The 25,289-nt window shown below is 68.8% G+C and carries 27 protein-coding genes and 1 pseudogene; 8 read left to right on the forward strand and 20 right to left on the reverse strand.

Features of this window, described 5'->3' with window-relative positions; genetic code table 11:
- The first annotated feature begins 42 nt into the window (after nt 1-42).
- Nucleotides 43-786: an alpha/beta fold hydrolase gene (locus tag A37U_RS0108425; RefSeq protein ID WP_020496186.1), complete on the forward strand. Its 744-nt coding sequence runs from the start codon at nt 43-45 to the stop codon at nt 784-786.
- Here A37U_RS0108425 and A37U_RS0108430 read toward each other — a convergent pair.
- The gene (locus tag A37U_RS0108430; RefSeq protein ID WP_020496187.1) at nt 783-1,667 is read right to left on the reverse strand and encodes an HhH-GPD family protein; all 885 of its coding nucleotides are present in this window, start codon (nt 1,665-1,667) and stop codon (nt 783-785) included. The two genes, A37U_RS0108425 and A37U_RS0108430, sit on opposite strands and share 4 nt — an antisense overlap.
- A gap of 46 nt (nt 1,668-1,713) precedes the next feature.
- Between A37U_RS0108430 and A37U_RS42840 the strand changes: the two genes are divergently transcribed.
- Nucleotides 1,714-4,779 (forward strand): ATP-binding protein, encoded by a 3,066-nt coding sequence (locus tag A37U_RS42840; RefSeq protein WP_020496188.1) that lies wholly within the window; start codon nt 1,714-1,716, stop codon nt 4,777-4,779.
- Here the strand turns inward: A37U_RS42840 and A37U_RS0108440 are convergent.
- The 3 genes from A37U_RS0108440 to A37U_RS0108450 form a co-directional block, all read right to left on the reverse strand.
- Nucleotides 4,758-5,567 carry an ABC transporter permease gene (locus A37U_RS0108440; RefSeq protein ID WP_020496189.1) on the reverse strand — a complete coding sequence of 270 codons (810 nt, stop codon included), beginning with the start codon at nt 5,565-5,567 and terminating at the stop codon, nt 4,758-4,760. The genes A37U_RS42840 and A37U_RS0108440 overlap by 22 nt on opposite strands.
- On the reverse strand, nt 5,564-6,514 hold the full coding sequence (locus tag A37U_RS0108445; protein ID WP_020496190.1) for a daunorubicin resistance protein DrrA family ABC transporter ATP-binding protein: 951 nt from the start codon (nt 6,512-6,514) through the stop codon (nt 5,564-5,566). Before A37U_RS0108445 ends, A37U_RS0108440 begins: the two co-directional genes overlap by 4 nt.
- A gap of 78 nt (nt 6,515-6,592) precedes the next feature.
- The gene (locus tag A37U_RS0108450; RefSeq protein WP_020496191.1) at nt 6,593-7,084 is read right to left on the reverse strand and encodes a beta-class carbonic anhydrase; all 492 of its coding nucleotides are present in this window, start codon (nt 7,082-7,084) and stop codon (nt 6,593-6,595) included.
- Between the two features lie 157 nt (nt 7,085-7,241).
- Here A37U_RS0108450 and A37U_RS51350 point away from each other — a divergent pair, with 157 nt between their 5' ends.
- Nucleotides 7,242-7,976: a hypothetical protein gene (locus A37U_RS51350; protein ID WP_157182691.1), complete on the forward strand. Its 735-nt coding sequence runs from the start codon at nt 7,242-7,244 to the stop codon at nt 7,974-7,976.
- Here the strand turns inward: A37U_RS51350 and A37U_RS0108460 are convergent.
- Both A37U_RS0108460 and A37U_RS0108465 read right to left on the reverse strand, forming a co-directional pair.
- On the reverse strand, nt 7,969-8,466 hold the full coding sequence (locus A37U_RS0108460; RefSeq protein ID WP_020496194.1) for an MFS transporter: 498 nt from the start codon (nt 8,464-8,466) through the stop codon (nt 7,969-7,971). The genes A37U_RS51350 and A37U_RS0108460 overlap by 8 nt on opposite strands.
- Before the next feature lie 208 nt (nt 8,467-8,674).
- Nucleotides 8,675-9,775 (reverse strand): LacI family DNA-binding transcriptional regulator, encoded by a 1,101-nt coding sequence (locus A37U_RS0108465; RefSeq protein WP_026196996.1) that lies wholly within the window; start codon nt 9,773-9,775, stop codon nt 8,675-8,677.
- A gap of 159 nt (nt 9,776-9,934) precedes the next feature.
- Between A37U_RS0108465 and A37U_RS0108470 the strand changes: the two genes are divergently transcribed.
- Genes A37U_RS0108470 through A37U_RS0108480 form a run of 3 tightly spaced genes read left to right on the forward strand, consistent with a single transcriptional unit; the run spans nt 9,935 to nt 12,551 of the window.
- The gene (locus A37U_RS0108470) at nt 9,935-10,834 is read left to right on the forward strand and encodes a metal ABC transporter solute-binding protein, Zn/Mn family (RefSeq protein WP_020496196.1); all 900 of its coding nucleotides are present in this window, start codon (nt 9,935-9,937) and stop codon (nt 10,832-10,834) included.
- Nucleotides 10,835-10,848: 14 nt separating this feature from the next.
- Entirely contained in the window at nt 10,849-11,697 is an 849-nt protein-coding gene (locus A37U_RS0108475; RefSeq protein ID WP_020496197.1) for a metal ABC transporter ATP-binding protein, read from the forward strand.
- Nucleotides 11,697-12,551, forward strand: coding sequence for a metal ABC transporter permease (locus A37U_RS0108480; RefSeq protein WP_020496198.1), 855 nt, complete (start codon nt 11,697-11,699; stop codon nt 12,549-12,551). The genes A37U_RS0108475 and A37U_RS0108480 overlap by 1 nt, the downstream gene beginning before the upstream one ends.
- Here the strand turns inward: A37U_RS0108480 and A37U_RS0108485 are convergent, their stop codons facing one another.
- The 5 genes and pseudogenes from A37U_RS0108485 to A37U_RS0108500 all read right to left on the reverse strand — a co-directional run bounded on the left by A37U_RS0108485 (nt 12,552) and on the right by A37U_RS0108500 (nt 16,339).
- Entirely contained in the window at nt 12,552-13,784 is a 1,233-nt protein-coding gene (locus tag A37U_RS0108485) for a DUF445 domain-containing protein (protein WP_020496199.1), read from the reverse strand. It lies immediately after the preceding gene.
- A 44-nt stretch (nt 13,785-13,828) separates the two neighbouring features.
- Nucleotides 13,829-14,983, reverse strand: a complete 1,155-nt coding sequence (locus A37U_RS53460) for a hypothetical protein (protein WP_020496200.1) — start codon at nt 14,981-14,983, stop codon at nt 13,829-13,831.
- A gap of 32 nt (nt 14,984-15,015) precedes the next feature.
- A complete protein-coding gene (locus A37U_RS53465; protein ID WP_020496201.1) occupies nt 15,016-15,213 on the reverse strand; it encodes a hypothetical protein in 198 nt (65 codons plus the stop codon).
- Nucleotides 15,214-15,299: 86 nt separating this feature from the next.
- Nucleotides 15,300-15,863 (reverse strand): annotated as a pseudogene (locus A37U_RS54810) (SAM-dependent methyltransferase); the annotation flags it as partial.
- A 20-nt stretch (nt 15,864-15,883) separates the two neighbouring features.
- A complete protein-coding gene (locus tag A37U_RS0108500) occupies nt 15,884-16,339 on the reverse strand; it encodes an Lrp/AsnC family transcriptional regulator (RefSeq protein ID WP_020496202.1) in 456 nt (151 codons plus the stop codon).
- A 265-nt stretch (nt 16,340-16,604) separates the two neighbouring features.
- Between A37U_RS0108500 and A37U_RS52830 the strand changes: the two genes are divergently transcribed.
- Complete coding sequence (locus tag A37U_RS52830) at nt 16,605-16,883, forward strand: LysE family transporter (RefSeq protein WP_240437535.1); 279 nt, start codon at nt 16,605-16,607, stop codon at nt 16,881-16,883.
- Nucleotides 16,867-16,995, forward strand: a complete 129-nt coding sequence (locus tag A37U_RS54370) for a hypothetical protein (protein WP_276140477.1) — start codon at nt 16,867-16,869, stop codon at nt 16,993-16,995. Before A37U_RS52830 ends, A37U_RS54370 begins: the two co-directional genes overlap by 17 nt.
- Nucleotides 16,996-17,159: 164 nt before the next feature.
- On the opposite strand, the gene A37U_RS0108510 is transcribed toward A37U_RS54370, so the two are convergent.
- The 9 genes from A37U_RS0108510 to A37U_RS0108550 form a co-directional block, all read right to left on the reverse strand.
- A complete protein-coding gene (locus A37U_RS0108510) occupies nt 17,160-18,596 on the reverse strand; it encodes an MBOAT family O-acyltransferase (RefSeq protein WP_020496203.1) in 1,437 nt (478 codons plus the stop codon).
- 72 nt (nt 18,597-18,668) lie between these two features.
- Nucleotides 18,669-19,634 carry a 23S rRNA (guanosine(2251)-2'-O)-methyltransferase RlmB gene (rlmB, locus tag A37U_RS0108515; protein ID WP_020496204.1) on the reverse strand — a complete coding sequence of 322 codons (966 nt, stop codon included), beginning with the start codon at nt 19,632-19,634 and terminating at the stop codon, nt 18,669-18,671.
- A 4-nt stretch (nt 19,635-19,638) separates the two neighbouring features.
- Nucleotides 19,639-21,024, reverse strand: coding sequence for a cysteine--tRNA ligase (cysS, locus tag A37U_RS0108520; RefSeq protein ID WP_020496205.1), 1,386 nt, complete (start codon nt 21,022-21,024; stop codon nt 19,639-19,641).
- Between the two features lie 34 nt (nt 21,025-21,058).
- The gene (locus tag A37U_RS0108525; protein ID WP_020496206.1) at nt 21,059-21,739 is read right to left on the reverse strand and encodes an HAD family hydrolase; all 681 of its coding nucleotides are present in this window, start codon (nt 21,737-21,739) and stop codon (nt 21,059-21,061) included.
- A complete protein-coding gene (locus tag A37U_RS0108530) occupies nt 21,736-23,043 on the reverse strand; it encodes an MFS transporter (protein WP_157182692.1) in 1,308 nt (435 codons plus the stop codon). Before A37U_RS0108530 ends, A37U_RS0108525 begins: the two co-directional genes overlap by 4 nt.
- Nucleotides 23,040-23,432 carry a PPOX class F420-dependent oxidoreductase gene (locus A37U_RS0108535; protein ID WP_020496208.1) on the reverse strand — a complete coding sequence of 131 codons (393 nt, stop codon included), beginning with the start codon at nt 23,430-23,432 and terminating at the stop codon, nt 23,040-23,042. The genes A37U_RS0108530 and A37U_RS0108535 overlap by 4 nt, the downstream gene beginning before the upstream one ends.
- Nucleotides 23,433-23,442: 10 nt before the next feature.
- Entirely contained in the window at nt 23,443-23,922 is a 480-nt protein-coding gene (gene ispF, locus A37U_RS0108540; RefSeq protein ID WP_020496209.1) for a 2-C-methyl-D-erythritol 2,4-cyclodiphosphate synthase, read from the reverse strand.
- Complete coding sequence (ispD, locus tag A37U_RS0108545; RefSeq protein ID WP_020496210.1) at nt 23,915-24,592, reverse strand: 2-C-methyl-D-erythritol 4-phosphate cytidylyltransferase; 678 nt, start codon at nt 24,590-24,592, stop codon at nt 23,915-23,917. The genes ispF and ispD overlap by 8 nt, the downstream gene beginning before the upstream one ends.
- Nucleotides 24,589-25,077, reverse strand: coding sequence for a CarD family transcriptional regulator (locus A37U_RS0108550; RefSeq protein ID WP_020496211.1), 489 nt, complete (start codon nt 25,075-25,077; stop codon nt 24,589-24,591). The genes ispD and A37U_RS0108550 overlap by 4 nt, the downstream gene beginning before the upstream one ends.
- Nucleotides 25,078-25,289: the final 212 nt, after the last annotated feature.

Genomic DNA, 25,289 nt, shown 5'->3' on the forward strand with positions numbered 1-25,289 from the left:
GCAAGACTTGACCGTTCACACGTACTCGGATATGGAGCGGGCATGCGTGACTGGCTTGTCGATTTCGGTGGCTCCGGCCGTCCGATCGTGCTCACCCACGCGCTCATGGGCCGGGCGCGCACCTGGTGGCGGACGGCGCGCTGGCTGCGCTCCTATGGGCACGTGTACGGCATCGACGCGCGCGGGCACGGGCGGAATCCGAGGCGCGGGCCCTTCACGACGAAGGCGTTCATCGCCGATCTCGCCGAGGTGGTCGCCGAACTCGGGCAGGCGACGTTGATCGGGCACTCGATGGGCGGGCTGCACGCGCTCGGGCTCGCCGCGAACCGTCCCGAACTCGTGCGCGGGGTCGTGGTCGAGGACATGGCCGTCGACCAGCGGGGCAGGACCGTGGAGGAATGGCGGCCGCTTTTCCAGACCTGGCCGGAAGTATTCGAATCCATCGCGCACGTCCGGGAATTCTTCGCCGGCGCGGGGGAGTATTTCAGCGAATGCGTCGAGGAATGCGCCGGCGGGTACCGGATGATCGCCGGGCTCGAGGACGCCATGCAGATCGCCGCCGAATGGGGACGCGAGCAGTACTGGTCCTTCGTGACCGGCACTCGCGCACCCGTGCTCTACCTCGAAGCCGAGCACACCCTGATGCCCGCGGGACAGATGGCCGAGATGGCCGCGAAAGGCCCGGATGCCGAGCACGTGCTCGTGCCGGGGGCCGCCCACCTGGCGCACGAGGACGCGCCCGAGTTCTACCGCGGCGCCGTGGAAGCCTTCCTGTCCCGGCTCTAATGCTCTCCTGGCCGATGCTCGCCGGGGAGGGCGAACCGGCCGTCCGCGAGCTGTTCCACGAGACCGTCGGTGAGCAGGGTGTCCAGGCACCGGTCGCGCTGCCCGCCCTTGGGCCAGGCGAGATCGAGCCGGGTCTTGGGCACCGGGGTGTCGGTACCGCGCAACACGTCGAGCAGCAGCCCGCGCACGTGCCGGTCGGTTCCCGCGTAGGCCTGCACGGGCTTGGTATAGGTGCTGTTGTCCGGTTTGCCCGCGCGGACCCAGGCGCAGCCGTGTTCGATCGGGCAATCCCCGCAGCCGGGGGTGCGCGCGGTGCAGCGCAGTGCCCCGAGCTCCATGATGGCCGCGGAGACCACGGCAGCGGCCTCGTCCTCGGGTGGCAGCAGCGCGTCCACATCGGCGAGGTCCCGGTTCGCCGAGGGGGCACCGGAGTCGGCCAGTCCGTGCACCGAACGCGCGACGACCCGGCGCACGTTCGTGTCGACCACGGGAACCCTTTTCCGGTAGGCGAAGGCGGCGACCGCGCGGGCGGTGTAGGTGCCGATCCCGGGCAGCGTGAGCAGGGTGTCCACGTCCTCGGGGACGACATCCCCGTGCTCGCGCGCGATCGCGGCCGCGGACTCGTGCAGGCGAAGCGCCCGGCGCGGATAGCCCAGCTTGCCCCAGGCACGCAGCACCTGGCCCTGGCTGGCCGCCGCGCAGTCCGAGGGTTTCGGCCAGTCGCGCAGCCAGGCCTCCCAGGCGGGCAGCACCCGCTTCACCGGGGTCTGCTGCAGCATGATCTCGCTGACCAGTACGCCCCAGCCGTCGCATTCGGGGCGCCGCCACGGCAGATCGCGGCCCTCGGCACGGAACCAGTCGGTGAGCAGTTCGGTTTCCACACGGGGAAGTATCTCGTGCCGCCGCGAGGCCTGCGACAATGACCTCGTGCGGATAGGCGTACTCGGGCCCGTCGAGCTCACCGCCGAGGACGGTACCGAGATCCCCGTTCCCGGCGCCCGGCTGCGGGCACTGCTGATCCGGCTGGCGCTTGCCGTTCCGGATCCGGTGCCAACGGATGTGCTGATCGAGGAACTGTGGGGCGGTGCGCCGCCGAACGACGCGGTGAACGCGCTGCAGTCGGTGGTTTCCCGGCTGCGCAAAGTGATTCCCGCGGTGGAGTCCGCGAACGGCGGCTACCGGCTCGCGATCGAACCAAACCGGGTGGACGCGCACCGGTTCGCGCGCCTGGTCACCGAGGGGAACCCGGCCGCGGCGCTCGAGCTCTGGCGCGGGGAACCGCTGCGCGAGCTGCCGTTCGCCTCGACGCACCTGGCGCGGCTGCGCGAGCTGCGCGGCACCGCGGTACACCAGCTGTGCGCCCGGCTGCTCGACCGCGGGCGGGCCACCGAGGTCCTCGCCCGCCTCGACGAGGTGCGCGCCGAGTACCCGCTCGATGAGCGGTTCGCCGCGCTCGAGGTGCGCGCGCTGCACGCCGAGGGACGCACCTCGGCGGCACTGGAACTCTACGAACGGGTGCGCGCCGAGCTCGCCGACCGGCTCGGCGCCGATCCGGGTGCCGAGCTCGCCGCCGCGCATCTCGCGGTGCTGCGCGGCGAGACCCCGAAGCGCTCCGTGGCGATCAGCGGGCGGCCGCCGGGCGCACTGACCTCCTTCGTCGGGCGGACGGCCGAACTGGCCGAGGTGCGCGGGGCGCTCACCGAATCGCGCCTGGTGTGCCTGGCGGGCCCGGGCGGTGCGGGCAAGACCCGGCTGGCCGGCGAGTTCGCCTCCGCGCTCGCGGAGGAGGGGAGCACGGTGTGGTTCGTCCCGCTCGCCCCGGTCGGCGCGGAGGCGGACCTGGCGCAGGCGGTGCTCTCCGTCGTGGACCGGGAACTCGTGCTGCCCGAGGCGGGCCAGCCGAACGTGCACACCGCATTCGACCGGCTCATCGATGTGCTCGGAGGCCGCGAGGGCGTGCTCGTGCTGGACAACTGCGAGCACCTGATCGAGGCCGCGGCCAGGCTTTCGGTCGCCCTGCTCGCCGGCTGCCCGCGGCTGCGCCTGCTGGCCACCAGCCGCGAACCGCTCGCGGTCACCGGGGAACGGCTGCACTGGCTCGGCCCGCTCAGCGAATCCGACGCGGAGCGGCTGTTCCGGGAACGGGCACTGGCCGCGCGCCCCGGTGCGGAGCTCGATCCGGAGAGCGTGACCCGGATCTGCGCCAGCCTGGACGGGATGCCGCTGGCCCTGGAGCTGGCCGCCGCCCGGCTGCGCTCGATGACCGCCGCGCAGGTCGCCGAACGCCTCGGTGACCGGTTCCGGCTGCTGTCCTCCGGGGACCGTTCCGCTGCCGAGCGGCACCGCACCCTGCGCGCGGTGGTGGACTGGAGCTGGGATCTGCTCGACGAGCCCGAACGAATGCTGGCCCGTCGGTTCTCCGTGTTCGCGAACGGGGCGCGTGCCGAGACGGTCGCCGCGGTCACCGGGATGGACCCGGACGAGCTGCTGTCCTCACTGGTGGAGAAGTCCCTGCTGGTGCTCGATGTCTCCGGGGATGTGGCCGCGCCGCGCTATCGCATGCTGGAGACGATCAAGGTCTACGCAGGGGAGCGGCTGGACGAGGCGGGGGAGCGCGAGTCCGGCACCCGCGCGCTGATCGCGCACTACATCGAGATGCTGGAGGCCGCCGAACCGCGGATGCGCACCGCCGAGCAACTCGAGGTGCTGCGGCAGGTGTCGGCCGAACAGGACAACGCGCTCACCGCGCTGCGGGCCGCGATCGCGTGCGGGGACAGCGCATCCGCGGGCCGGTTGATCATGGCGCTGCTGGTGCTGTGGTCGTTCACCGGTTTCGCCGACCGGCACATGGACCTGGTCCGCGAGGTACTGGCCACCGGGCCGGACCCGGACCGGATGGAAACCGTGGTGCTGCGCCTGCTCGCGCACATCGCCGAACCCGATCCCACCGCGCGGGAGCGGGAGATCATGACACTGCTCGACCGCTGGGCCGAGCTCGGCGGTGCGGTGCGATTCCCGTTCTTCGTGCTCGTGGAGCCGGTGTTCCGCTCCTACTTCGGTGACGCGGAATCGGCGTTCGCCGCCATCGAGCGGTTCGAGGACAACACCGATCCCTGGGTGCGCGCCTGCTGCCACCTGGCCAGATGCATCATCGCGGACAACAACGGGGATGCGAAGACCGCCGATGAGCAGGCCCGGCTCGCGGTGGATTCCTTCCGCCGGATCGGGGAACGCTGGGGTCTGGGGATGGCGCTCGGTGCGCTCTCCGACCGGCTGGTGATCGCCGGGCAGCACCAGGAAGCCATCGACATCTATCAGGAGGCGATCCGGCTCGGCTCGGAGCTGGGATCGGCCGAGATGTCCACCCAGCACATGGTGCATCTGGCCCGGGTACAGCGGGCCGCGGGCCAGTTCGAGCTCGCCGAACAAGGACTGCTCGCGGTGCTCGAGCGCAGTGACTCGGACGAGACGGGCATGCAAGAGGTGCGGGTCGCCGCGCATCTCGAGCTCGCCCAGCTCGGGGTGAGCGCCGAACGTGCCGAACTCGCCAGCGAACACCTCGGACATGCCGAGGACCAGCTCACCGCGCTCAGCATGCAGACCCACCGGCACACCCGCGCCCGCCTCGGCACCGTGCGTGCCCGCTACGAGCTCACCTTCGGGGATGCGGGAAAGGCACTGGAACTGCTCGGTGCGGCGTACCCGGACGCGCTCAGCACCCGGGACATGGCCATGATCGGCGCCACGGTGGACACCGTCGCCGCCGCGCTCGCCGCGCTGGGCCACTCGGTGCGGGCCGCGGAGATGCTCGGCGCGAGCACGGCCGTGCGCGGCACCCTCGACCTCGGTGACCGGCTGGTCATCGCGCTGGTCGAGGAACTGTCCGCGGCACTCGGGGAACACGGCTACCGGGAGGCACTCGAACGCGGCGCCCTCGATGGCCGGGACGCCGCGTTCGAGCGGGTGAACGCTCAGCTCACCCTTCGCCGGTAGGCCCACATCGCCAGCGGGAAGAACACCGCGACGAGGCCGACCATCCACAGTGCCGCGTAACCGAGCGGCCCGGCGACCGGTCCACCGACCAGCAGGCCCCTGCTCACCTCGGAGATCTTGCTGATCGGGTTCACATCCGCCCAGGCGCGCAGCCAGCCGGGCATGGTCGCCGGATTGGCGAACACATTGCTGCCGAAGGTCAGCGGGAACACCACGATCATCATCAGGCCCTGCACCGCGTTCGGGCTGCGCACCAGCAGGCCGACGAACACGGTGATCCAGCACATGCACAGCGCGAAGGCCACCAGCAACACGATCGCCAGCAGCAGCGGGCCGAATCCGGTCTGTACCCGGAAACCGAGGATCGCCGCGAACACGAGCAGCCAGCCGACCGCGAGTACATAGCGCACCACGTCCCCGAACACCGCCCCGATCAGTGGGGCCGAGCGGGCGATCGGCAGGGTGCGGAACCGGTCGAACACGCCCTTGGTGATGTCGGTGTTCAGTGCGACCCCGATGCCCATGCTGGCGAACACGGTGTTCTGCACCGCGAGCCCGGGAACGAGGAACTGCATGTACTCGTGGGTGTCCCCGGCGATCGCGCCACCGAAGATGTAGACGAACATCAGCAGGAAGATGATCGGCTGCAGAGTGACGTCGACCAGGGATTCCGGGTTCTTGCGGATGCGGATGATGCTGCGCCCGGCGAGGGTGACCCCGGCGCGCAGCGTGGCCGCCGGGCTGACCCGGCGCGGGGAGAGCGTGGACGGTGCGCTGAGTGTGGTCATGCCGCGGCCTCCTCGCTCGCGTGCCCGGTGAGCGCGAGGAACACCTCGTCCAGGCTCGGCAGCCGCAGCGCCAGCTCATCGGCGAGGATCCCGGCGTCGTCCAGCCTGCGCACCACCGCGGAGAGCACCACGGGATCCTCGACCGGGACGGTGAGCAGCCCGGTGTCGGTATTACGGCCGGGTGCGGAACCGGTCAGGTCGGCGAGGATGCGCGCGGCCTTCTCCGCGTCCTGCGGATCGTGCGGGAGCAGCTGCAGCGTCTGCCCGCCGGTCTGGCGCTTGAGCTCGTCCGGGCGCCCGTCCGCGGCCACCCGGCCCTTGTCGATCACCGTGATCCGGTCCGCGAGCTGATCGGCCTCTTCCAGGTACTGGGTGGTCAGCAGCACCGTCACCCCGTCGGCGAGCAGATCGCGCACCATCGCCCACACCTGGTTGCGGCTGTGCGGGTCCAGTCCGGTGGTCGGCTCGTCCAGGTAGAGCACCGCGGGACGGCCGACGAGGCTCGCGGCGAGGTCGAGGCGGCGGCGCATCCCGCCCGAGTACCCCCTGAGCGCCCGGTTCGCCGCTTCGGTGAGCTCGAAGCGCTCCAGCAGTTCGGCACCGCGGGCGCGGGCGGCCCGGCGGGAGAAGCCGAGCAACCTGCCGATCATCATCAAGTTCTCGTTGGCCGAAAGGTCCTCGTCCACCGAGGCGTACTGCCCGGTGACCCCGATCAGCCTGCGTACGGCGGCCGCTTCACGGTGCACGTCGTAGCCGCCGACCTCGGCGTGCCCCTCGTCGGCGCGCAGCAGCGTGGCGAGGATGCGCACCGCCGTGGTCTTGCCCGCGCCGTTGGGTCCGAGCACACCGAGCACGGTGCCCTGTTCCACGGCGAGGTCGACCCCGGCGAGCGCGGTCGTCGGCCCGAATCTCTTGACAAGGCCCTCGGCCCTGATCGCAGCTGTCATGGCACCGAGCCTGCCCGGCCGCGCTGGCACGGTGCGCACACCGCGCTGTCACGCGCGGCCGGTGCCCGGTCAGCGGTGTCAGTGCACCTCGGTGACCTGCGCGGTGCCCACGTCGTAGGTGAATCCGCGCACCTTGTCCTGGTACGGGATGAACGGGCTCCTGCGCACCCGCTGCATCGACTGGCGAACGCTCGCCTCAAGGTCCCGGAACGCCTCGACCGCCCACGGTGGCCGAATTCCGGTCTCCTCCTCGATCTCGTCCTTGAAGCCGTCCTCGGTGACCGAATTGAGCCCGCAGGAATTGTGCTGCATGACGATCACTTCGCGGGTCTCGAGTTTGCGCTGGGAAAGCGCGAGCGAGCGGATGATGTCATCGGTGACCACACCACCGGCATTGCGCAGGATATGGGCTTCACCGTGCCTGAGTCCGAACACGTCGAAGACCTTGATTCGCGCGTCCATACAGGTCACGATCGCGACATGCATAGTGGGCACCGGAGTCGGGATCTCCGGGTGACCCGCGTCGATTCCTCCGGAATGGCGGGCCAGCAGTTCGTCGATTGCGGTCACACATGACTCCTTATTGAGACGCTCCGTGTTCATTTTATCGCGTCACTGAACTGCGTGTACTCCATATGGGCTAAATGTATCGCCCATTGCGACACGCCCGAATGGCCTAAGCCCCGGAAAGCGCAACTCAGCGCGTTTCCCGGGTTACGGTCGCGGCATGACGCAACCAGGAGGACCAGCGCCCCACTCGGTGTATGTGCGCCGCCGGGCTTTGGCGATCGCCGGTGGCGTCCTGGCGTTTGTGCTGGTCGTCTGGGGATTGGGTGCCCTGTTCTCGGGCACGACACAACGGGACGCCGACGCGGTGAAGACGGGGAACGTCGACGATCAGCCGCGGAACCACGGTGCCCCGGTGCCCGCGAGCTCATCGAACGCCACGCCGAGCGGTCAGCCGTCCTCCTCCGCGCCGCCCTCGTCCAGCGTCGCGCCCTCCTCGGGTGCCGCCCCGTCCTCCGGAGCGCCGCCCTCGAGCGCGCCCAAGCCACCGCCCGGCCCGCCGAAGCCGTGCGATCCCTCGTTCCTGCACGTGCTCGCCAGCACCGACAAGCCGAGCTACAAGGTCGGCGAGCAGCCCAAGCTGACCATGAGCGTGATGAACGTCGGCGGCCAGCCCTGCATCCAGGATGTCGGGCACGCCCAGCGCGAACTGGTCATCAGCGATTCCGGCGGCGGGCGCCTGTGGGGTTCGGGCGACTGCTCCTTCGCCGCGACCAAGCCGGAAAAGCGCACGATGCAGCCCGGCAAGCCGATCACGTTCTCCGTGCAGTGGGCCGGGCGCACCTCCGCGCCCGGTTGCCCCGCGAAACGGACCGCGGTCGAACAGGGTGACTACCAGGTGACCGCGAAGCTCGGCCGGGTGCCGAGCATGCCGGTCCGGTTCAGCGTCACCTGACCTCCGGCGCCCGGCCGAACAGGCACACCAGCAGTCCCGCGACCGCGAGCGAACCGCCGGTCAGCAGCAGCACCGTCAGCCCCGCCGAGTCCACGAGCAGCCCGCCGAGCAGTGCGCCCGCGGCGATCGCGGCATTGAACACCCCGACGAACAGCGCCGAGGCCAGTTCCCGCGCCTGTGGTGCCGAGGCGGGCAGCCAGGTCTGCGCGGTCACCGAGACCCCGCCGTAGCCGAGCCCCCACACCAGCAGCAGCACGGTCGAGTGGGTACCCGTCCACGCGAACAACGCTCCGGCGATCAGCGCGGCGAGCCCGAGCGCGGTCCACCGCGGCGCCCGTCCCGCTCCGAAACCACCGAGGAAGTTCCCGCACACCCCGACGATCCCGTAGCCGAGCAGCAGCGCGCTCAGCGTGGCCGGTGAGACCGGGACACTCGATTCGACGGCGGGTCTGCCCGCCTCGAATCTGGGACTGGTGTGGTCCCGGCACAACGAGACCGAGAACGTGCGTGCCTTCGCCCGCGCGCTCGGTATCGCCGTCTGTTAGAGACCACTGGAAAGCCACACTTTCCCGCTGCGCGGGGCCAGCGCGGCGCCTTTCGGCGTTGTCCTCATCCCGCGCAGCGCCCGCTGTCCTCGTCCGCCTTGCACTGCATCCACGCTGACTCCCGCTCGCGACGGAGGAGGCTCCTCAGGCCTCTTACGGCCCGAACCACGGCTCCTCGTAGCCGCGCGGCCCGGCCGAGGTCTTCCCGGTGATCAGCTCGGTGTCCAGGGTGACCGAGCGCGGCCGTCCCGGGTCCTTTGTGGACAGCAGCAGTTCGCCCGCGGTGCGGCCCTTGTCCAGCACCGGCTGGCGCACCGTGGTCAGTTCGGTGCGCAGCGCCTCGGCGATCCCGTCGAAACCGGTGACGGTCAGATCCTGGGGCACCCGCAGCCCGCGGCGGCTCGCCTCGTCGAGCGCGCCGAGCGCGAGCAGATCGGATGTGCACAGGATCGCGGTGACCTGCGGATCGCGGTCGAGCAGCTGGCCGGCGGCGCGTGCACCATCGTCGAGGCTGTGGTCGAACCGCTCGACCACCGCGACCGTGTTCCAGTCCACCCCGGCCGCCTCGAAGGCGTCGCGCAGTCCGGCCAGCCGGGCCCGCTGCACGTGATAGCGCGCGCTGTGCTGGCGGGCAAGGCTGACGAAACCGTCGTTGCGGTCCCTGCCGAGCCGCATGCACAGCACGCCGACGTGTTTGTGGCCGAGCTCGATCACGTGCCGCGCGAGCCGCTGAATCGCGGCGTGGTCGTCGATGCCGACGTGGTCCACCGATGCCGCCCTCGGCTGGTCGGCGATCACCGTGGGCAGTGGCCGTTCGAGTACCGCGGCCAGGTGCGGATCGTCCTCGGGCACCGAGTACACGACGAAGCCGTCGACTCCGGCGCGGTGCACCGAGGCCACATCCTCACGTTCCGGGCTCGCCGGTACCAGGTGCAGTCCCTGCCCGGCGTCCTCGCAGGCGAGCGCGAGACCTTCGAGGAACTCGATCGCGCCCGGATCGCGGAAGGCATAGGAGAGGTTCTCGGTGAGCAGCAGCCCGACCGCGCCCGCCTTGCGGGTGCGCAGCGAGCGGGCCACCGGATCCGGGCCCGGATAACCGAGCACCCGCGCCGTGTCGAGCACGCGCTTACGCAGTTCCGGGGACAGCTGGTCGGGCCGGTTGTACGCATTGGAGACGGTCGTGCGGGACACGCCGAGCTCGGCAGCGAGCGAGGCCAGCGTGGCGGGCCGTCGACCAGGGGTAGAGCGGGGCATGCAGCAGACCGTAACGGTTCAGAAGCCGTTTCAGAAGAACGGGCTCCCCCGTATCGGGAAAATCGCATTGCGTGTATTACTCCCCAACGGCGGGTGAACACGGCATTCGGGTAGCATTGTTGAAAACGGTTCCCATTACCGATTTTCGAGGAGTGCTTCATGTCTACCCGCACGATCGCCTTGTCCGCAGCCTGCTTCGCCGGGGTGCTCGCCCTCGCCGGATGCGGTTCGGGCGGTGGTTCGGCGAGCCAGGGCGACTCGGACAAGATCGATGTGGTCGCCTCGACCAATGTGTGGGGCTCGGTGGCCAAGGCGGTCGGCGGGGACAAGGTCTCGGTGAGCTCGCTCATCGATTCCCCGGAGAAGGACCCGCACGATTACGAGTCCAGCGCGGCGGACGCCGCGAAGATCGCCAAGGCGAAACTGACCGTGCGCAACGGCGGCGGCTACGACGATTTCTTCGGTAAGGCGGTCAAAGCGGGCGGGGACGAGAAAGAGGATGTGGACGCGTTCGCGCTCTCGGGAAAACACGGGGACGATGTGAACGAGCACGTGTTCTACGATTTGCCGACGGTGAAAAAGGTCGCCGATGAAATCGCCGGGAAACTGGGCTCGATCGACGGTTCCGCCAAGGAGACCTTCACCCAGAACGCGAAGAAATTCGATGGCAAGATCGACGGGCTGATCACGAAGGCTCGCGGAATCGGGCAGGGCAAGCAGCTCTCCGCGCTGGCCACCGAATCCGTGGCGGACTACTTGCTCGAGGCCGCCGGGGTGCGGGAGGCGACCCCGTCCGGTTACGCCGAGGCAGTGGAGAAGGACCAGGACATCCCGGCGGCCGCGATCGCGGAGACCAATCAGCTCATCACCGGGCACAAGGTGAGCATGCTCGTGGACAACACCCAGACGCAGACGGACACCGCGAATCAGCTGCGCGATAATGCCAAGCGGGCGGGTCTGCCGGTCGTCGCGGTGACCGAGACCTTCCCCAAGGGCACCGACGACTACCTCGCCTGGATGGGCGCAGAGATCGAGCAGCTGGCCAAGGCCGGGGCATGAGAGGGGCGAGCACGATGACCGCTGCACGGGAAGTCGGTGTGGCACAAGGAATTCCGCCCGGGGAACCGTCCGCGATCGAGCTGCGCGATGCCGGTCTCGGGTTCGGCAAGCGCACCCTGTGGGAGGGGCTGAACCTCTCGGTGGCGCAGGGGGAATTCCTCGTCGTGCTCGGCCCGAACGGCTCGGGCAAGACCAGCCTGCTGCGGGTGCTGCTCGGCCTGCAGGGGCTGACCGGGGGCAGCGTGTCCGTGGCGGGCGGAGTGGCCGGTGCGGGCAACAGCCACGTCGGGTACGTGCCGCAGCAGAAAACCCTGGGCGGTTCCTATTCGGTGCGCGGGCGCGATCTGGTCGGCCTCGGTCTGGACGGGCACCGCTGGGGGATCGGGCTGCGCGCGCGGAAGGAACGGCGCGCCAAGGTGGAGGCCGCGCTGGCCGCGGTCGGCGCGAGTGAGTACGCCGACCGCCCGATCGGGGCGCTGTCCGGGGGTGAGCAGCAGCGGCTGCGGGTGGCCCAGGCGCTGGTGGGCGAACCGGATGTGCTGCTCTGCGATGAACCGCTGCTCTCCCTCGACCTCGCCCACCAGCATTCGGTGAGCGAGCTCATCGGGACCGCGGCCCGGGAATCCGGTGCGGCGGTGGTGTTCGTGACCCACGAGATCAACCCGGTGCTCAAGTTCGCCGACCGCATTCTCTATCTGGTCGACGGGCGGTTCCGGATCGGTGCGCCCACCGAGGTGATGACCACCGAGACGCTCACCGAGCTCTACCGTTCCCCGGTCGAAGTGCTGCGGGTGCGGGAGAAGCTGGTCGTGGTCGGCGCGGACGAGGCCGGGTGTCACCACGCGGAGGAGGGGGAGGATTGATGGGCAAGCTGTTCGACTTCGGCACGACCGGCGAACTGCTCGGGTTCGGCTTCGTGCAGCAGGCGCTGCTCGCCGGTGCCCTGCTCGGCCTGGTCGCCGGGCTGATCGGCCCGCTGATCGTGGCCCGTGGCATGGCTTTCTCGGTGCACGCGACCTCGGAGATCGCGTTCGCGGGTGGGGCCGCGGCGCTGCTGGCCGGGATCGGGGTGCAGTACGGCGCGCTCGGTGCCGCGGTGCTGATCGCGCTCGCGCTCGGCCTGCTCGCGCGCCGGGGCAGCGAACGGGATTCGGTGATCGGCGCGGTGCTCTCCTTCGGGCTCGGCATCGGAATCCTGTTGCTCTGGCTCTATCCAGGGCGCGGCTCGAACAAGTTCGGCTTGCTCGTCGGCCAGATCATCAGCCTCGAAGGCCCGGACCTGACCCTGATGATCACCTGCACCCTCGTGGTGCTCGTGGTGCTCGCGCTGATCTACCGGCCGGTGCTGTTCTCCAGCGTCGATCCCGAGATGGCCACCGCGCGCGGGGTACCGACCAAGCTGCTCAACCCGCTGTTCGCGGTGCTCGTCGGGGTGGCGACCTCACTGGGCGTGCAGACCGTCGGCGCGCTGCTCGTGGTCGCGCTGATGATCACCCCGGGGGCGGCGGCCGCGCGGGTCAGTTCCAGTCCACTGGTCACCACGGTGCTCGCGGTGATCTTCGCGGAGGTTTCGATGCTCGGCGGGATCGTGCTCTCGCTCGCGCCCGGCGCACCGGTGAGCGCCTTCGTCACCACGATCTCGTTCCTGATCTACCTCGGCTGCCGGGTGTTCGCCAGGACCCGGCCGCAGTACGCCACTCCGGCCATCGCCACCTAGCTAGGCGGCGTTGGTCACCAGCAGGGTCTGCAGTTCACCGACCAGGCCGCCGATGACCGCGCCGACCAGGATCAGCTTCCACTCGTCCTGTTTGAAGGCCGGGCGCAGCAGGCCCTCGTACTCGATCGGGTCGAGCTGACTCATTCCGCGCACGATGGTGCCCTGCACGTCGAGGGTCGCGGTGGCGTAGCCCTCGATGTGCCGGATCGTGTCCGGGACCTTGGCCATGACCTGTTCCGCGGCCGTCTGCTTCATCTGCCGGTAGGTGTCGGTCCCGGTGGCGAGCACCAGGAACGGTTTCGCGAGGCTCGCCTGCTCGTCGATGGTCTGCTGCACGACGCGCTGGATCATCGCGAACAGCTTGTCCGAGCGGGGACCGGTGATCGCGGCCTCGAGAACGTTGTGCACGGTGAGCACCTCGGAGGCGATCAGCCGCCCGTAGTCCGCGGCGACCTGGGTGCGCCGCTTCTGGAACTTGCCCTGGAAGGTGATGCCGAGAACACGCACCGGTTCCCGGGGGAAGAAAATCAGTTTCAGCGCCAGCCAGTCGGTGATGAATCCGACGAAGAAACCGAATATGGGCATGATCAGCTCTTCTTTGGTCAGCGCCCAGGTGAACATCTGGATCACGCCGATGATGAGACCGAAGTAGATGCCGCTGCGCGCGATGAAGCGGAATTCCGGGCCGCCAGCCTCTTTCAGCAGCCGATTGAGCAGGCGCTTATCCCTGGTGCACGCGTTGATCGCCATTTCCCGGACATCGAGCACGGCCTCGATATCGGTGCGCAATTCCTTGGTGAGGCTCTTGATCACCCGCGGGGCCTGCGCCTGCACGCGCTTGATGAGCAGCGATTGCGCGCCGCGCGGCAGCATTTCCCAGACGTTCGGCTCATAGCGCTCGAGTACATCCCTGGTGATGTCGTCCACCGTGGCCAATAGCGGTTTCTCGAGCTCGGCCGCGATCTGGTCCGGATCGAGCCTGCCGAAGATCTCCCGTGGCTGCACGAGTTTGCTCATCAGCAGATCCATCGCGATGGTGGCCATCCGCCGCGCGTTCGCCGGGAGGACGCCCTGCCAGCCGATCTTGGTGTCCCGAATACCGACGAATTCGATCGGCTTGAACATCATTTCGATAGCGACCCGCTTGGTGACATACCCGATCACCGCGGCGATGATCGGCATCGAAGAATAGACCAGCCAGTGCTCGCGAAAATCGACGAGCAACTCGTGCATGCAAGCCCACCTCCCCAGATGGCCCGGTCGCGGGAATCATCGGATCAGGATACGCCAGGCATTCCCGCGGTGATCGCGAACTGTGCCCCGCCGAGCACAAGACCGATGAGCACGGCGATCAGGTAGCAGCGTGCCCGTGCCGCGGCGAGCACCGCGCGGAACGGTGGCTCGAGCCGGTCCACCGGAGTGCGCCGCAGCCGGAACGCGAGCGCGGCGCGCACCTGCATGGACTCCTCGGCGTACTCGTCCACGAGCCTGGTGAGCGTCGGCGCCCCGGACAGCGCGCGTTCCGCGGCCCCGCGCTTGATGTGCTGGAACTTGTTCGCGCCGAGCGCGGCGGAGACGAGCGGTTTCGCCACGCTGGTCTGCGCGTCGATGGCCGAGGTGACTTCCCTGCGGACCAGCTGGCGCACCCGTTCGCTGCGCGGGCCGGAGACGAGTTCGGTGATGATGTTGCCGAAGCCGAGCACCGGATCGGCGATGCGTTCGCCGAGCGCAGCCGCGATCCGCGCCCGGTTGTGTTCCAGATCCGCCGACAGCCGCAGCCCGGCAAGCCAGCGGGCCGCGGGAACGAGCACGAGCGGGGCGAGCGCGGCGGCCGGCGCGGAGTGGGTACCGGCGACGAGCGGGATTTCCAGAACACCGATCAGAAACGAGAACAGTGTTCCGCGACGGGTGGTCGCGTTCCGGATCGGTGTACTCAACTCCCGGCCGATCCTGGCGAGCAGCACCGGATCCTCGCTGAGTACCCGCAGGATGAGCGGCTCGAGCTCGAGCACGTCCCCGGCATCCGCCTCGAGCGCGGCCAGTACCGCGCTGGCCAGCTCGGGCGCCCGGTCTCGGGCCCGTTCGATCACCACGCGCTTGAACCGCAGCGGCAGCAGCTCCCACAGGTCCGGTTTGTGCCGCTGCATCAGCTCGACCGTGGTCTCGTCGACCAGTTTGCGCAGCGGGCCGTCCAGCCGCGCGGCCACCGTCTCCGGGTCGATGCGGGACAGCAGCTCCTGCGCGCTGAGCTCCGTGGCTACCAGGTGCGCGATGCGGGTCGCGATCGACCCTGCCCGCGAGGTGAGCACCGAATGCCGGTCCAGGCTGTAGGCGAGGAACCAGCCGAGGGAGAGCGCGATGAACCCGGCGAGCGCGCCGAGCACCGGGAAGGCGAGATAGAGCAGGGGCGCCGTGGCGATCTCGGTAAGCACCGCACCTCCCTGCGTTTCTCGTGTTCGTGAGGTTAGCGTGGCGTGCCGGTGTCCGGACGCGGGGCCGGTGTCTCCCGCACGGCCGAGACGAGTGTCCGGTTCGGATCGGGATTGTCCGGGAAGTTCCGCCCATAGACCCGCGCCCGTTCTCCGGGCCGGAAAACCGTGGCCCGCCAGCCGAACCCGGCGAACCATCCGGCCGGGTCCGCCGGACCGTCGGAACGCCACATATGGCCGCGACATTGCCGGGGGCCATCGGACCGCCGTCCGGATCGGCCGGTGTCTCGATCCGGTCGCGGTACCCGGCCGGGGTGAGGGTGGCGCCGAAGACGCTGTCTGGGGCGGACAGCGCGCTCACCTGCGTCAGCGCGGCGTCCACCTCGGCAGCGCTCAGATAGAGCAGCACCCCCTCGGCGATCCAGGCGGTCCGCTGGTCATCACGGAATCCCAAGGCGCGCAAGGCATCCGGCCAGTCCCTGCGCAGATCGGCGACGATCTCGACCCTGCTCGAGGGCTCGTGCAGCACCGAGCGCCTGAACGCGTGCACCTCCTCGGTGTCCAGTTCGAACACCGGAGCCTCGATCCCCAGCCGCAGCGCGCGGGTGTCCAGGCCCGCGCCGAGCAGGACCACCTGCGTGCAGCCGCCGTCCAGGGCCTCGCGGACCACATCGTCGAGGAAGCGGGTGCGCACGCTGACCCAGGCGAGTCCGTAGCGGTCCGCGGCGATACGCCTGGTCTCCGCGCTCGGCCGCCACTCGGAGGCGTCCACGAACCGTTGCGCGAACGGATCAGCGAAGAGCCGGTCGGCGCGCTGCGATTCTCGTGCCCGTGCCTCGGCGACCAGTACCGAGGTCAGCCCGACCCCGTTCGGTGTCGTCATGGCACTCCTGCACGGTCGGTTCAATGCCTTCGTAGCGGACGCTCGGCGACGACCTGCTTCATCACCAGCGTGGATGTGATGTGCTGCACCCCGGGGAGCGTGGCGAGGTGCTCATCGTAGAGTCGTTGGTAGGCGGCGAGATCCGTGCTCAGCACGCGCAGCAGATAGTCCGGATCACCGAATAGCCGTTGTGCCTGCTGGAGATGCGGCACCTCGGTGAGCGCGGACTCGAACCGGTCCACCGTGTCCCGGTCCTCCAGCCGCATCGTGATGAACACCAGCGCCTCGAAACCGAGCCCGAGCGCGTCCGCGTCCACGATCGCCTGATAGCCGCGGATCGCGCCGGAGCGTTCGAGCTCGCGCAGCCTGCGATGGGCGGGCGAGGCGGACAGATCGACCCGTTCGGCCAGCTCGGTCACCGTCAGCCTGCCATCCTGCTGCAGCTCCGCAAGGATCCTCTCGTCAACGGCATCCATGCGCAAAATTCTACCCATCATGGCTCGGATGGCTCATCGATTCGCATCCATCTTCCGGGTAAACCGGCCTAGTCTCACCTCGTGCGGAGAAAGGTAGGAGCGCGGTGAACGCAGGCATGCTCGGCGCCTTCCGCGCAGTGGACGTACTACTGGTGCTGACGCCCGGTGCGGATCGGGTCTACGCGATCGCAGCGGGGCCGGGCGGCCGCTTCGTCACCCCGGCGGTCGGCGGACTGTTGCTCGGGTACATCGGCACACCTTGCTCGTGGTGCTCGGGCTCGCCGCACTCCTCGCCGCCAATCCCGGTCTGCTCGCCGCGCTCACCGTCGCCGGAGCGGGGTATCTGCTGCTGCTCGGCGTGCAGACCCTCGTCCGCCCCGGAACCGCGAACACCGAAGAGGCCCGCGGACCTGGTTCCCCGGGCGGTGTGCTGCTGCGCGGTGCCGGGGTCAGCGGACCCAATCTCAAGGCGCTGATGCTCTATCTCGCCGTGCTGCCACAGTTCCTCAGCCGCCAGGCGCACTGGCGTGCTGCTTGCCCGTGACGTGCTCGGCGCCAAGCCGCGATCGGCGCGGGCGATCAGCCGGATATCCGGGGTCGCGATGATCCTGATCGGTCTCGCGCTGCTGGCCGAACAGCTGATGCAGAATGGCTAGTGGCTGGTTCAGCGCGCCCGTTTTCCGTGCTCGCACAAGGCAAACCCACCGGTGGCGATCACATCGATCGCCACCGGTGTCGTGAACGCGCGAGTGCGGCCGCACTGTCGTGTTGGCGGTTCGGCGCAGCCACATGATCCTCGGACGGAAGCACATTTCACCGCTCAGAACTGGTAGTAGAGGAACGGGCTGAACGTCCCCGAGGCGATCAGGATGAACGAGTAGGCCAGCCCCGCGGTCATGATGCCGACGCGCGCGGTGTTCGCGACCACGCTGCGCCCGGATTCGAGGAATATCCCGGTGATCGGCTGTTTGGGCAGAAAGAACACGGCGAGCGCGAGGATGCCGATGGTGAGCCGTTGGTTGGTCAGGGCGGCGCCGACGATTCCGGTGAGCCCTTCGGTGTCGGGCGCGAACAGGTGCCCGATCATGACGAACGCGGAACCGATGTCGTGGGATTTGAAGATGACCCAGCCGATGACGACGAGCAGCAGGGTCAGTACCCGGCGCAGGATGTAAGGCACGGGGTTGGCGCCGCGCACTTCCTGCCAGCCGCCGAGGCGTTCGATGATGAGCAGCAGTCCGTGGAATATGCCCCAGACCAGAAAGGTCCAGTTGGCGCCGTGCCAGAACCCGGTGAGCACGAAGACGATGGCGAGGTTGCGGTAGGTGCGCGCTTTGCCGTGCCGGTTGCCGCCGAGCGGGATGTAGACGTAGTCGCGGAACCAGCGGGAAAGCGACATGTGCCAGCGGCGCCAGAATTCGGTGATCGTGGTCGAGGAGTAGGGCCGCGCGAAGTTCTCCGGCAACCGCAGGCCGAGCATCCGGCCGAGTCCGATGGCCATATCGGAGTAACCGGAGAAGTCGAAGTAGAGCTGGATGGTGTAACCGATCGCGCCGAGCCAGGCGATCGCGAAGGTCATGTTGCCCGGCGGGGTGTCGAAGCACTTGTCCACGAAGGGGCCGATGGAGTCGGCGACGATGACCTTCTTGCACAGGCCGAAGGCGAACCGGGGGAACCCGGCCGCGATGTCGTCGAGGCGATGGGTGCGCCGCTGCGGCAGCTGGTCGGCGATCTCCCGGTAGCGCACGATCGGCCCGGCGATCAGCTGCGGGAACATAGCGATGTACATGGCGAAGGAGACCGGATTGCGCAGGGCCCTGCGTTCGCCGCGGTAGATGTCGACGATGTAGGAGATGTGGTGGAAGGTGTAGAAGGAGATCCCGATCGGCAGCGCGATGTGCGCGATCGGGAAGTCCCCGCCGAACAGCTTGGCGAGATCGGCGAACTGCTGGGTGGCGAATCCGGCGTACTTCCAGATCGCCAGCACGCCGATGTCCACCGTGATCGTCGCGGCGAGCAGCGCGTGCCGGTTGTCTCTGCCGAAAGGCTCGTCGCGCGGTTCGAGCAGCCTGCCCGCGAAGTAGTTCACCACCATGCAGGCCAGGAGCAGCAGCACGCCTGCGCCCGCGCCACTGGTGTAGAAAAACAGGCTCGCGATCGCGATGATGCCGTTGCGCCAGCTGCGCGGCAGCACGAGCACCGCGATCAGCACCGCGGGCAGGAAATACCACAGGAAGAGCGGACTGGAGAAATACATCGGTACGAGGCTCCCTGTGGTGCTTATGGCCCCGTAGACTCTAACCCGCTCCGTAGCGCTGCGGGTGTGGAACTACACACGTCCGGCGACGCGGCGCAACCTGGCCACTTCGGCGAGCAGCACGGCCCCCGCGACCGAGGCGTTGAGCGATTCGACTCCGGCGGCCATGGGGATCGAGACCCGGGTGTCGCAGGTTTCCCGGACCAGCCTGGAAAGCCCGCGCCCTTCGGAACCGACCACGACGACCAGCGGATCGGCGGCCAGGTGCAGCCCGTCGATATCGGTGTCCCCGTCCGCGTCCAGCCCGGCGATCATCAGGCCTTCCTTGGCCCATTCCTTGAGCTGGCGGGTCAGGTTGGTGGCCTTGGCGATCCGGATCCGCGCGGCCGCGCCCGCACTGGTGCGCCAGGCGACCGCCGTCATGGACGCCGAGCGCCGCTGTGGCAGCAGCACCCCGTGCGCACCGAATGCCGCCGCGGAGCGCACCACGGCGCCCAGATTGCGCGGATCGGTGACCCCGTCCAGCGCGACGAGCAGCGGCGGCTCCCCGGAATCGGCCGCGGCCTGCAGCAGATCGTCGGGGTGCGCGTAGTCGTACGGCGGGACCTGGAGCGCGAGGCCCTGGTGCAGCGCGCCGCCGGTGAGCCGGTCCAGTTCGGCGCGGCTCACCTCGAGCACGGAAATGCCGTGGTCGCCCGCGATCCGCACGGATTCGTTGACCCGGTCGTCGATGTCCACGCCCTGGGCCACGTACAGCGCACTCGCCGGGGTCTGCGCGCGCAGGCACTCCACGACCGGGTTGCGCCCGGCGACGAGTTCCGGCGCGGATTCGGCGGACTTGCGCCGTTTGCGGTCGGCCTCGGCGGCGTTCGCGGCGGCTTTCGCTTGGCGCGCGGCCGGATGTCCGACGCGGTCTTTCGCCTTGGGGGTCGGCCCTTTGCCCTCGAGACCCTTGCGCCGCTGACCGCCGCTTCCGACGACGGCGCCCTTCTTGGTACCGGGTTTACGCGTCGCCTTGCGCGGTGAATTGCCTGGCATGTATTCAGTCCTTAAATGTCCACTGTGGACCGTCGGGGGTGTCCTCCACGGCGATGCCCGCGTCGGTCAGCTGGTCACGCACCAGGTCGGCGGTGGCGAAATCCCGTTCGGAGCGGGCTTTCGCGCGCCGTTCGAGCAGGCCATCGACGAGGGTGCCGAGCGCGGAATGGGCCGCCTGCTGCGCCCCGCGCTCGGCCCACTGTTCATCGAAGGGGTCGAGGCCGAGCACGTCGAGCATGGCGCGCACCGATCCGGCGGCCGCGCGTGCTCCCGCTTCGTCGCCGGATTCGAGTGCGGCATTGCCTTCGCGGGTCACCGAGTGCGCGACCCCGAACGCCTTCGGAGTGCCCAGATCGTCGTCCATGGCCGCGATGAACTCGCCGGGCAGTTCGCCCCTGGCCACCGAGCCGATCCGGCCGGCCGCCCGGCGCAGGAAGGACTCCAGCCTCCGGTATCCGGAGACCGCGTCCTCGAGTGCCTCGGGGGAGTACTCGATAGTGGAGCGGTAGTGCGCGGAGATCAGATAGTAGCGCAGTTCTTGCGGGCGGGTGTGCTCGAGCATCGCCGGGATCGAGACCACGTTCCCGAGCGATTTGGACATCTTCTCGCCGGAGAGGGTCACCCAGGCGTTGTGCATCCAGTACCGGGCGAAACCGTCCCCGGCCGCGCGGGACTGGGCCAGCTCGTTCTCATGATGCGGGAAGATCAGGTCGACCCCGCCGCCGTGGATATCGAAGGTCTCGCCGAGGTAGACCGTCGCCATCGCCGAGCATTCGAGATGCCAGCCCGGCCTGCCCGGTCCCCACGGGGTCGGCCAGGACGGTTCACCCGGCTTGCTCGCTTTCCACAGGGTGAAATCGCGTGGGTCCTTCTTACCGGACGCCGCGCTCTCGCCCTGTTGCATCTCTTCGAGCCGCTGCCCGGAAAGCGCGCCGTACCCCGGGAAGGCCTCGACGGAGAAGTACACGTCGCCACCGGAGGCGTAGGCGCAGCCCGCATCGATGAGCCGCTGCATCAGCTCGACCATCTGCGTGATGTGCCCGGTCGCGCGCGGGGCGAGCGAGGCGGGAAGGCAGCCGAGCGCGGCATAGGACTCTTCGAAGGCGCGCTCGTGCGTGGCCGCCCACTCCCACCACGGCCGCCCGGCCTCCGCGGCGCGGTTGAGGATCTTGTCGTCGATATCGGTGACATTGCGGACGAGCAGCACGTCCGCGCCGTCGCGGGCCAGCCAGCGGCGCAGCACGTCGTAGTTCAGCGCGCCGCGTACGTGACCGATGTGCGGTGCGCCCTGCGGGGTCGGCCCACAGACATAGATCGACGTCCGGTCCTCGCGCGCGGGGACGAACTCCCGCAGTGCCCTTGCTCCGGTGTCGTATATGTGCAGCGTCACGCCACGATGGTACGGGCTAGGGGTGCCCGCCCCGTTACCTGCCCAATTCTTCGCGCACGATGCGTGACAGGGCGTCCGGGCGTTGCGCGGTCGGCAGCGGTTCCACCCTCGCGAACCGGGTACCGAGTGCCCGGGCCCCGCCGTCCGCCGCCTCCGAGTCGCCGATCATCAGCGCGTTTTCCGGGTCGACGCCGAGCTTGCCGGTGGCGATGCGGAAGATCTCCTCGTCCGGCTTCTCCACGCCGTGCTCGAAGGAGAGCACGTAGGCATCGATGAATCGGTCCACCCCGGCGAGCTCGAAGCAGGAACGGATGTCCCAGGCGATGTTGCTGACCACGGCGACCGGGATGCCGTGCTCGTGCAGCAGCCCGAGCGCCTCGGCGGTGTCCGGGTAGGCGTGCCAGTTGGCGTCCAGCAGCATGCCCTCGTACAGGTGCACGGCCTCGTCCGGGGCGAGCCCGGACCACTCCAGGATGGCCACATTGGCCCTGCGGTGTGCCTCCGGATCGAGGTCACGGCGGCGCCAGTCGTCGAGCTCGGATTCGGTGAGTTCCTTGGGCTCACCGACCGGGGCGGTGAGTTTGCGGAGCAGCTCCACCTTGCGTTCGGTGTCCATGACCGCGGCGTGCTCGCCGAGCATTGCCGTCAGTGATTCCTCGGTGTAATCGAGTCGGAAAAGGGTGCCGGAAAAGTCGATGAGCGCAGCTTCGATCACGATTCCGATGCTACGTGAACCCGGTCCTTCGCGGTCCTGCCGACCGCCGGTAGCGCGATCACACAGACGAGCGAGAGCACCGCGGCGCCCGCGACGTAGAGGCCGACGGAGAACCCGCCGTACGCCGCGAACAGCAGGGTCGCCAGGTTCGGGGCGAGCGCGCCGCCGAGCACCCCGCCCAGGTTGTAAGCGAAGGAGGAGGCCGAGTACCGGTAGCGCACCGCGAACAGCTCGGGCAGGTAGGCGCCGAGCGGCCCGTAGGTCCAGCCCATCCCGGCCAGTGCGAGTGCGAGCGCCACGCAGATCAGCACCGGGTTGCCGGTGTCGATGAGCGGGAACATGACCAGCCCGACGAGCACGGCGTAGCCGCAGCCGACGATCAGCACCGAACGGCGGGAGAACCGGTCGCTGGCGATGCTCGAACCGATCGTGGCCAGCGCCATCGCCCAGACCGCGATGATCGCGCAGGTCAGCATCGTCTGTTTGGAAAGGTGCAGTTCGCTTGTGCCGTAGGAGATGCAGAAGGTGGTCGCGGTGTAGAAGAGCACGTAGCAGACCACGATCGCCCCGGAACCGCCGAGCAGCCGCCACGGTGCCCTGCGCGCCATCTCCACCAGCGGCATCCGCGCGCGGTCGCCGGAGTCGAGCACCTTCGAGAATTCCGGGGTCTCGGCGATCCGCAGCCGCACGAACAGGCCGACCAGCACCAACAGGGCCGAAGCGAGGAACGGAACCCGCCAGCCCCAGGCGTTGAAGGTGGACTCGTCCATGGTCGCGGACAGCAGCAGGAATCCGCCGCTGGCGAAGAAGAACCCGATGGAGGGGCCGAGCTGCGGGTACATGCCGTACCAGCCGCGTTTACCCTTCGGGGCGTGCTCGGCGGCGAGCAGCGCCGCGCCGCCCCATTCCCCGCCGAGGCCGATGCCCTGGGCGAAGCGGAGCACCACGAGCAGGATCGGAGCGGCGATGCCGATCGTGGCGTAGCCGGGGACCAGTCCGATCGCGACGGTGGAGACCCCCATGGTCAGCAGTGAGGCGATCAGCATCGACTTCCGCCCGATACGGTCCCCGAAATGGCCGAAGAAAAGGGAGCCGAGCGGGCGGGCGATGAACGCGACCGCGAATGTGGAGAACGCGGCGAGCTGGCCGACCGTCGCGCCGAGATTCGGGAAGAATTGTTTGTCGATCACCAGCGCGGACGCGGTCGCGTACAGATAGAAGTCGTAGAACTCGATCGCGGTTCCGATGAAACTTGCAACCGCGATCCGGCCCATTCGCGGCCGCGCCGCACTCGTTTCGGTCATGCCGCGTGACCGGTGACCTTTTCCGGGGTGAGCCGGACGACGACGCGAATCGTTCCCTCGGGGTCGGCGCGGAAATCCGCGCCCTGATAGGCATTCGAGAGCTTGTCGATGAGCTCGCGGCCGCCTTCGGTTGTGATGGTGACGGTGCCGCGCAATTCCGCGTACTGGTACGGATCGGTGCTGTCGAGAATCGAGATGCTCACTCGTGGATCGCGTTCCATATTACGGGTTTTGCGGCGCCCTTTTATGGTGGAGAAAAGCAGATCATCACCATCGCGTTCGCACCAGACGACCGAGGTCTGCGGGCTTCCGTCCGGATTCACGGTCGCCACGGTCGCGTAATTCCTGCCATCGATGATCGCGCGCACTGCCTCGTTGAGAATCGGCATGAGCCTGATGTTATCCCAGCACGATCGCCGAGGCGACGGCCGCGATGCCCTCGCCCCGTCCGGTCAGCCCGAGCCCATCGGTCGTCGTCCCAGTCACTGAGACCGGGGCGCCGAGCGCGGTGCCGAGCGCCTCCTGTGCCTCCGCGCGCCTGGTGCCGATCCTCGGGTGGTTGCCGATCACCTGCACCGTGGCATTGCCGATCCGAAACCCTTGTGCGCGAACGTGTCCGGCCGCTTCGGTGAGAAATTCGACGCCACGCGCACCGTGCCTGCGCGGGTCATCGGTGCCGAACAGGCCGCCGATATCGCCGAGTCCGGACGCGGACAGTACCGCGTCCACGATCGCGTGCGCGGCGACATCCCCGTCCGAATGGCCCGCGCACCCGTGCTCACCCGGCCAGAACAGCCCGGCGATCCAGCATTCCCTGCCCTGCTCCACGCGGTGCACATCGGTGCCGATTCCGGTGCGCGGCAACAATTCCTCAGGCATCGGGCGCAATCCTTCTGGCGAGCACGGATTCCGCGATCGCGAGGTCGAACGGGGTGGTGATCTTCAACGCGTGTGGATGGCCCGGAACGGTGTGCACGGTGACCCCCATGCGCTCCACCAGGCCCGCGTCGTCGGTGAGCGCCCCGCCGTCGTGCTCGTAGGCCGCACGCAATATCTCGGCGGCGAAACCCTGCGGGGTCTGCACCGCGCGCAGTGCCGATCGGTCCACGGTCGCACTGACCCGGCCGTCCTGTTCGACCCGTTTCACCGTATCGGTGACCGGTAGGACGGGGATGACGGCGCGGGCTCCGGCGCGCAGCCGGTCCACGACCGCGGTGATGACCGGAGCGGGGGTGAAGGCGCGGGCGGCGTCGTGCACGAGTACCCGTTCCGCGTCACCGGCCGCTTCCAGGGCGAGCCGGACCGAATCGGTACGGTCCGCGCCGCCCCGGAGTACCTGGACCCGGGAACCGCCGACGAGTTCGGTCATCGCGCGTAGATGATCCGGTGGGGCCGCGACGATGACCCGGTCGATCCGACCCGAAGCGAGTAACCCGCGCACCGCCCTGGACAACATCGGTACCCGGGCGACGGGCACCAGCGCCTTGGGCATCCCGGCGCCGAGCCGTTCCCCCCGGCCGGCCGCCGGGACCAGCGCTACGGTGCTCACACCGCCGTCGCGAGCACCTCGTCGAGCAGGACCTCGGCCTTGCCCTCGTCCGTGCCCTCGGCGAGCGCGAGCTCTCCGACGAGGATCTGCCGTGCCTTCGCGAGCATGCGCTTCTCACCTGCGGAAAGGCCGCGGTTCTGCTCGCGCCGCCACAGGTCGCGGACGACCTCGGCGATCTTGTTGACATCTCCGGAGGCGAGCTTTTCCCCGTTGCCCTTGAACCGCCGTGACCAGTTCGTCGGTTCCTCCGAATGCGGCGCGCGAAGCACCTCGAAAACGTGGTTGAGGCCGTCCTGCCCAACGACGTCCCGGACGCCGACCACCTCGGCATTGTCTGCTGGAACGCGTACGGTGAGATCTCCTTGGGCGACCTTGAGCACCAGGTACTGCTTCTCTTCGCCCTTGATGACTCTAGTCTCAATTGCTTCGATGAGCGCGGCACCGTGATGCGGGTAGACGACAGTCTCTCCGACCTTGAAAACCATGTGTCCTCTGCCCCTTTCGCTGTTTCCATATTAACACGCTTCTCAGGCGACCGGAACTGGGTCCGGCTTCGTCCTTGCAGGTCAAGGGGTTGACAAATCGCGGATTCGTGTGCTTGACAGGGGCCTCGCCGGTGGATCGAGGTCCACTGTGGACACCGCGGAGCGGGCCAGGAGGTGCCCGTGCGCGCGCGCCGGAACGAGCCGGTTACCCT

Source organism: Sciscionella marina DSM 45152, from assembly GCF_000379465.1.
Classification (GTDB): domain Bacteria; phylum Actinomycetota; class Actinomycetes; order Mycobacteriales; family Pseudonocardiaceae; genus Sciscionella; species Sciscionella marina.

Bases quoted from the DNA above. Each gene is read 5' to 3' on its own strand.
- A37U_RS0108470 (WP_020496196.1), top strand. From the start codon at position 9,935: ATGTCTACCCGCACGATCGCCTTGTCCGCAGCCTGCTTCGCCGGGGTG.
- A37U_RS0108445 (WP_020496190.1), bottom strand. From the start codon at position 6,514: ATGACAGCTGCGATCAGGGCCGAGGGCCTTGTCAAGAGATTCGGGCCG.
- A37U_RS0108485 (WP_020496199.1), bottom strand. From the start codon at position 13,784: ATGCACGAGTTGCTCGTCGATTTTCGCGAGCACTGGCTGGTCTATTCT.
- ispF (WP_020496209.1), bottom strand. From the start codon at position 23,922: ATGCCTGAGGAATTGTTGCCGCGCACCGGAATCGGCACCGATGTGCAC.
- A37U_RS0108500 (WP_020496202.1), bottom strand. From the start codon at position 16,339: ATGGATGCCGTTGACGAGAGGATCCTTGCGGAGCTGCAGCAGGATGGC.
- A37U_RS53465 (WP_020496201.1), bottom strand. From the start codon at position 15,213: ATGTGGCGTTCCGACGGTCCGGCGGACCCGGCCGGATGGTTCGCCGGG.
- A37U_RS0108510 (WP_020496203.1), bottom strand. From the start codon at position 18,596: ATGTATTTCTCCAGTCCGCTCTTCCTGTGGTATTTCCTGCCCGCGGTG.
- A37U_RS0108440 (WP_020496189.1), bottom strand. From the start codon at position 5,567: ATGACCACACTCAGCGCACCGTCCACGCTCTCCCCGCGCCGGGTCAGC.
- rlmB (WP_020496204.1), bottom strand. From the start codon at position 19,634: ATGCCAGGCAATTCACCGCGCAAGGCGACGCGTAAACCCGGTACCAAG.
- A37U_RS0108480 (WP_020496198.1), top strand. From the start codon at position 11,697: ATGGGCAAGCTGTTCGACTTCGGCACGACCGGCGAACTGCTCGGGTTC.
- A37U_RS0108535 (WP_020496208.1), bottom strand. From the start codon at position 23,432: ATGCCGATTCTCAACGAGGCAGTGCGCGCGATCATCGATGGCAGGAAT.
- A37U_RS51350 (WP_157182691.1), top strand. From the start codon at position 7,242: ATGACGCAACCAGGAGGACCAGCGCCCCACTCGGTGTATGTGCGCCGC.
- A37U_RS0108550 (WP_020496211.1), bottom strand. From the start codon at position 25,077: ATGGTTTTCAAGGTCGGAGAGACTGTCGTCTACCCGCATCACGGTGCC.
- A37U_RS0108425 (WP_020496186.1), top strand. From the start codon at position 43: ATGCGTGACTGGCTTGTCGATTTCGGTGGCTCCGGCCGTCCGATCGTG.
- A37U_RS0108465 (WP_026196996.1), bottom strand. From the start codon at position 9,775: ATGCCCCGCTCTACCCCTGGTCGACGGCCCGCCACGCTGGCCTCGCTC.
- A37U_RS0108475 (WP_020496197.1), top strand. From the start codon at position 10,849: ATGACCGCTGCACGGGAAGTCGGTGTGGCACAAGGAATTCCGCCCGGG.
- A37U_RS0108530 (WP_157182692.1), bottom strand. From the start codon at position 23,043: ATGACCGAAACGAGTGCGGCGCGGCCGCGAATGGGCCGGATCGCGGTT.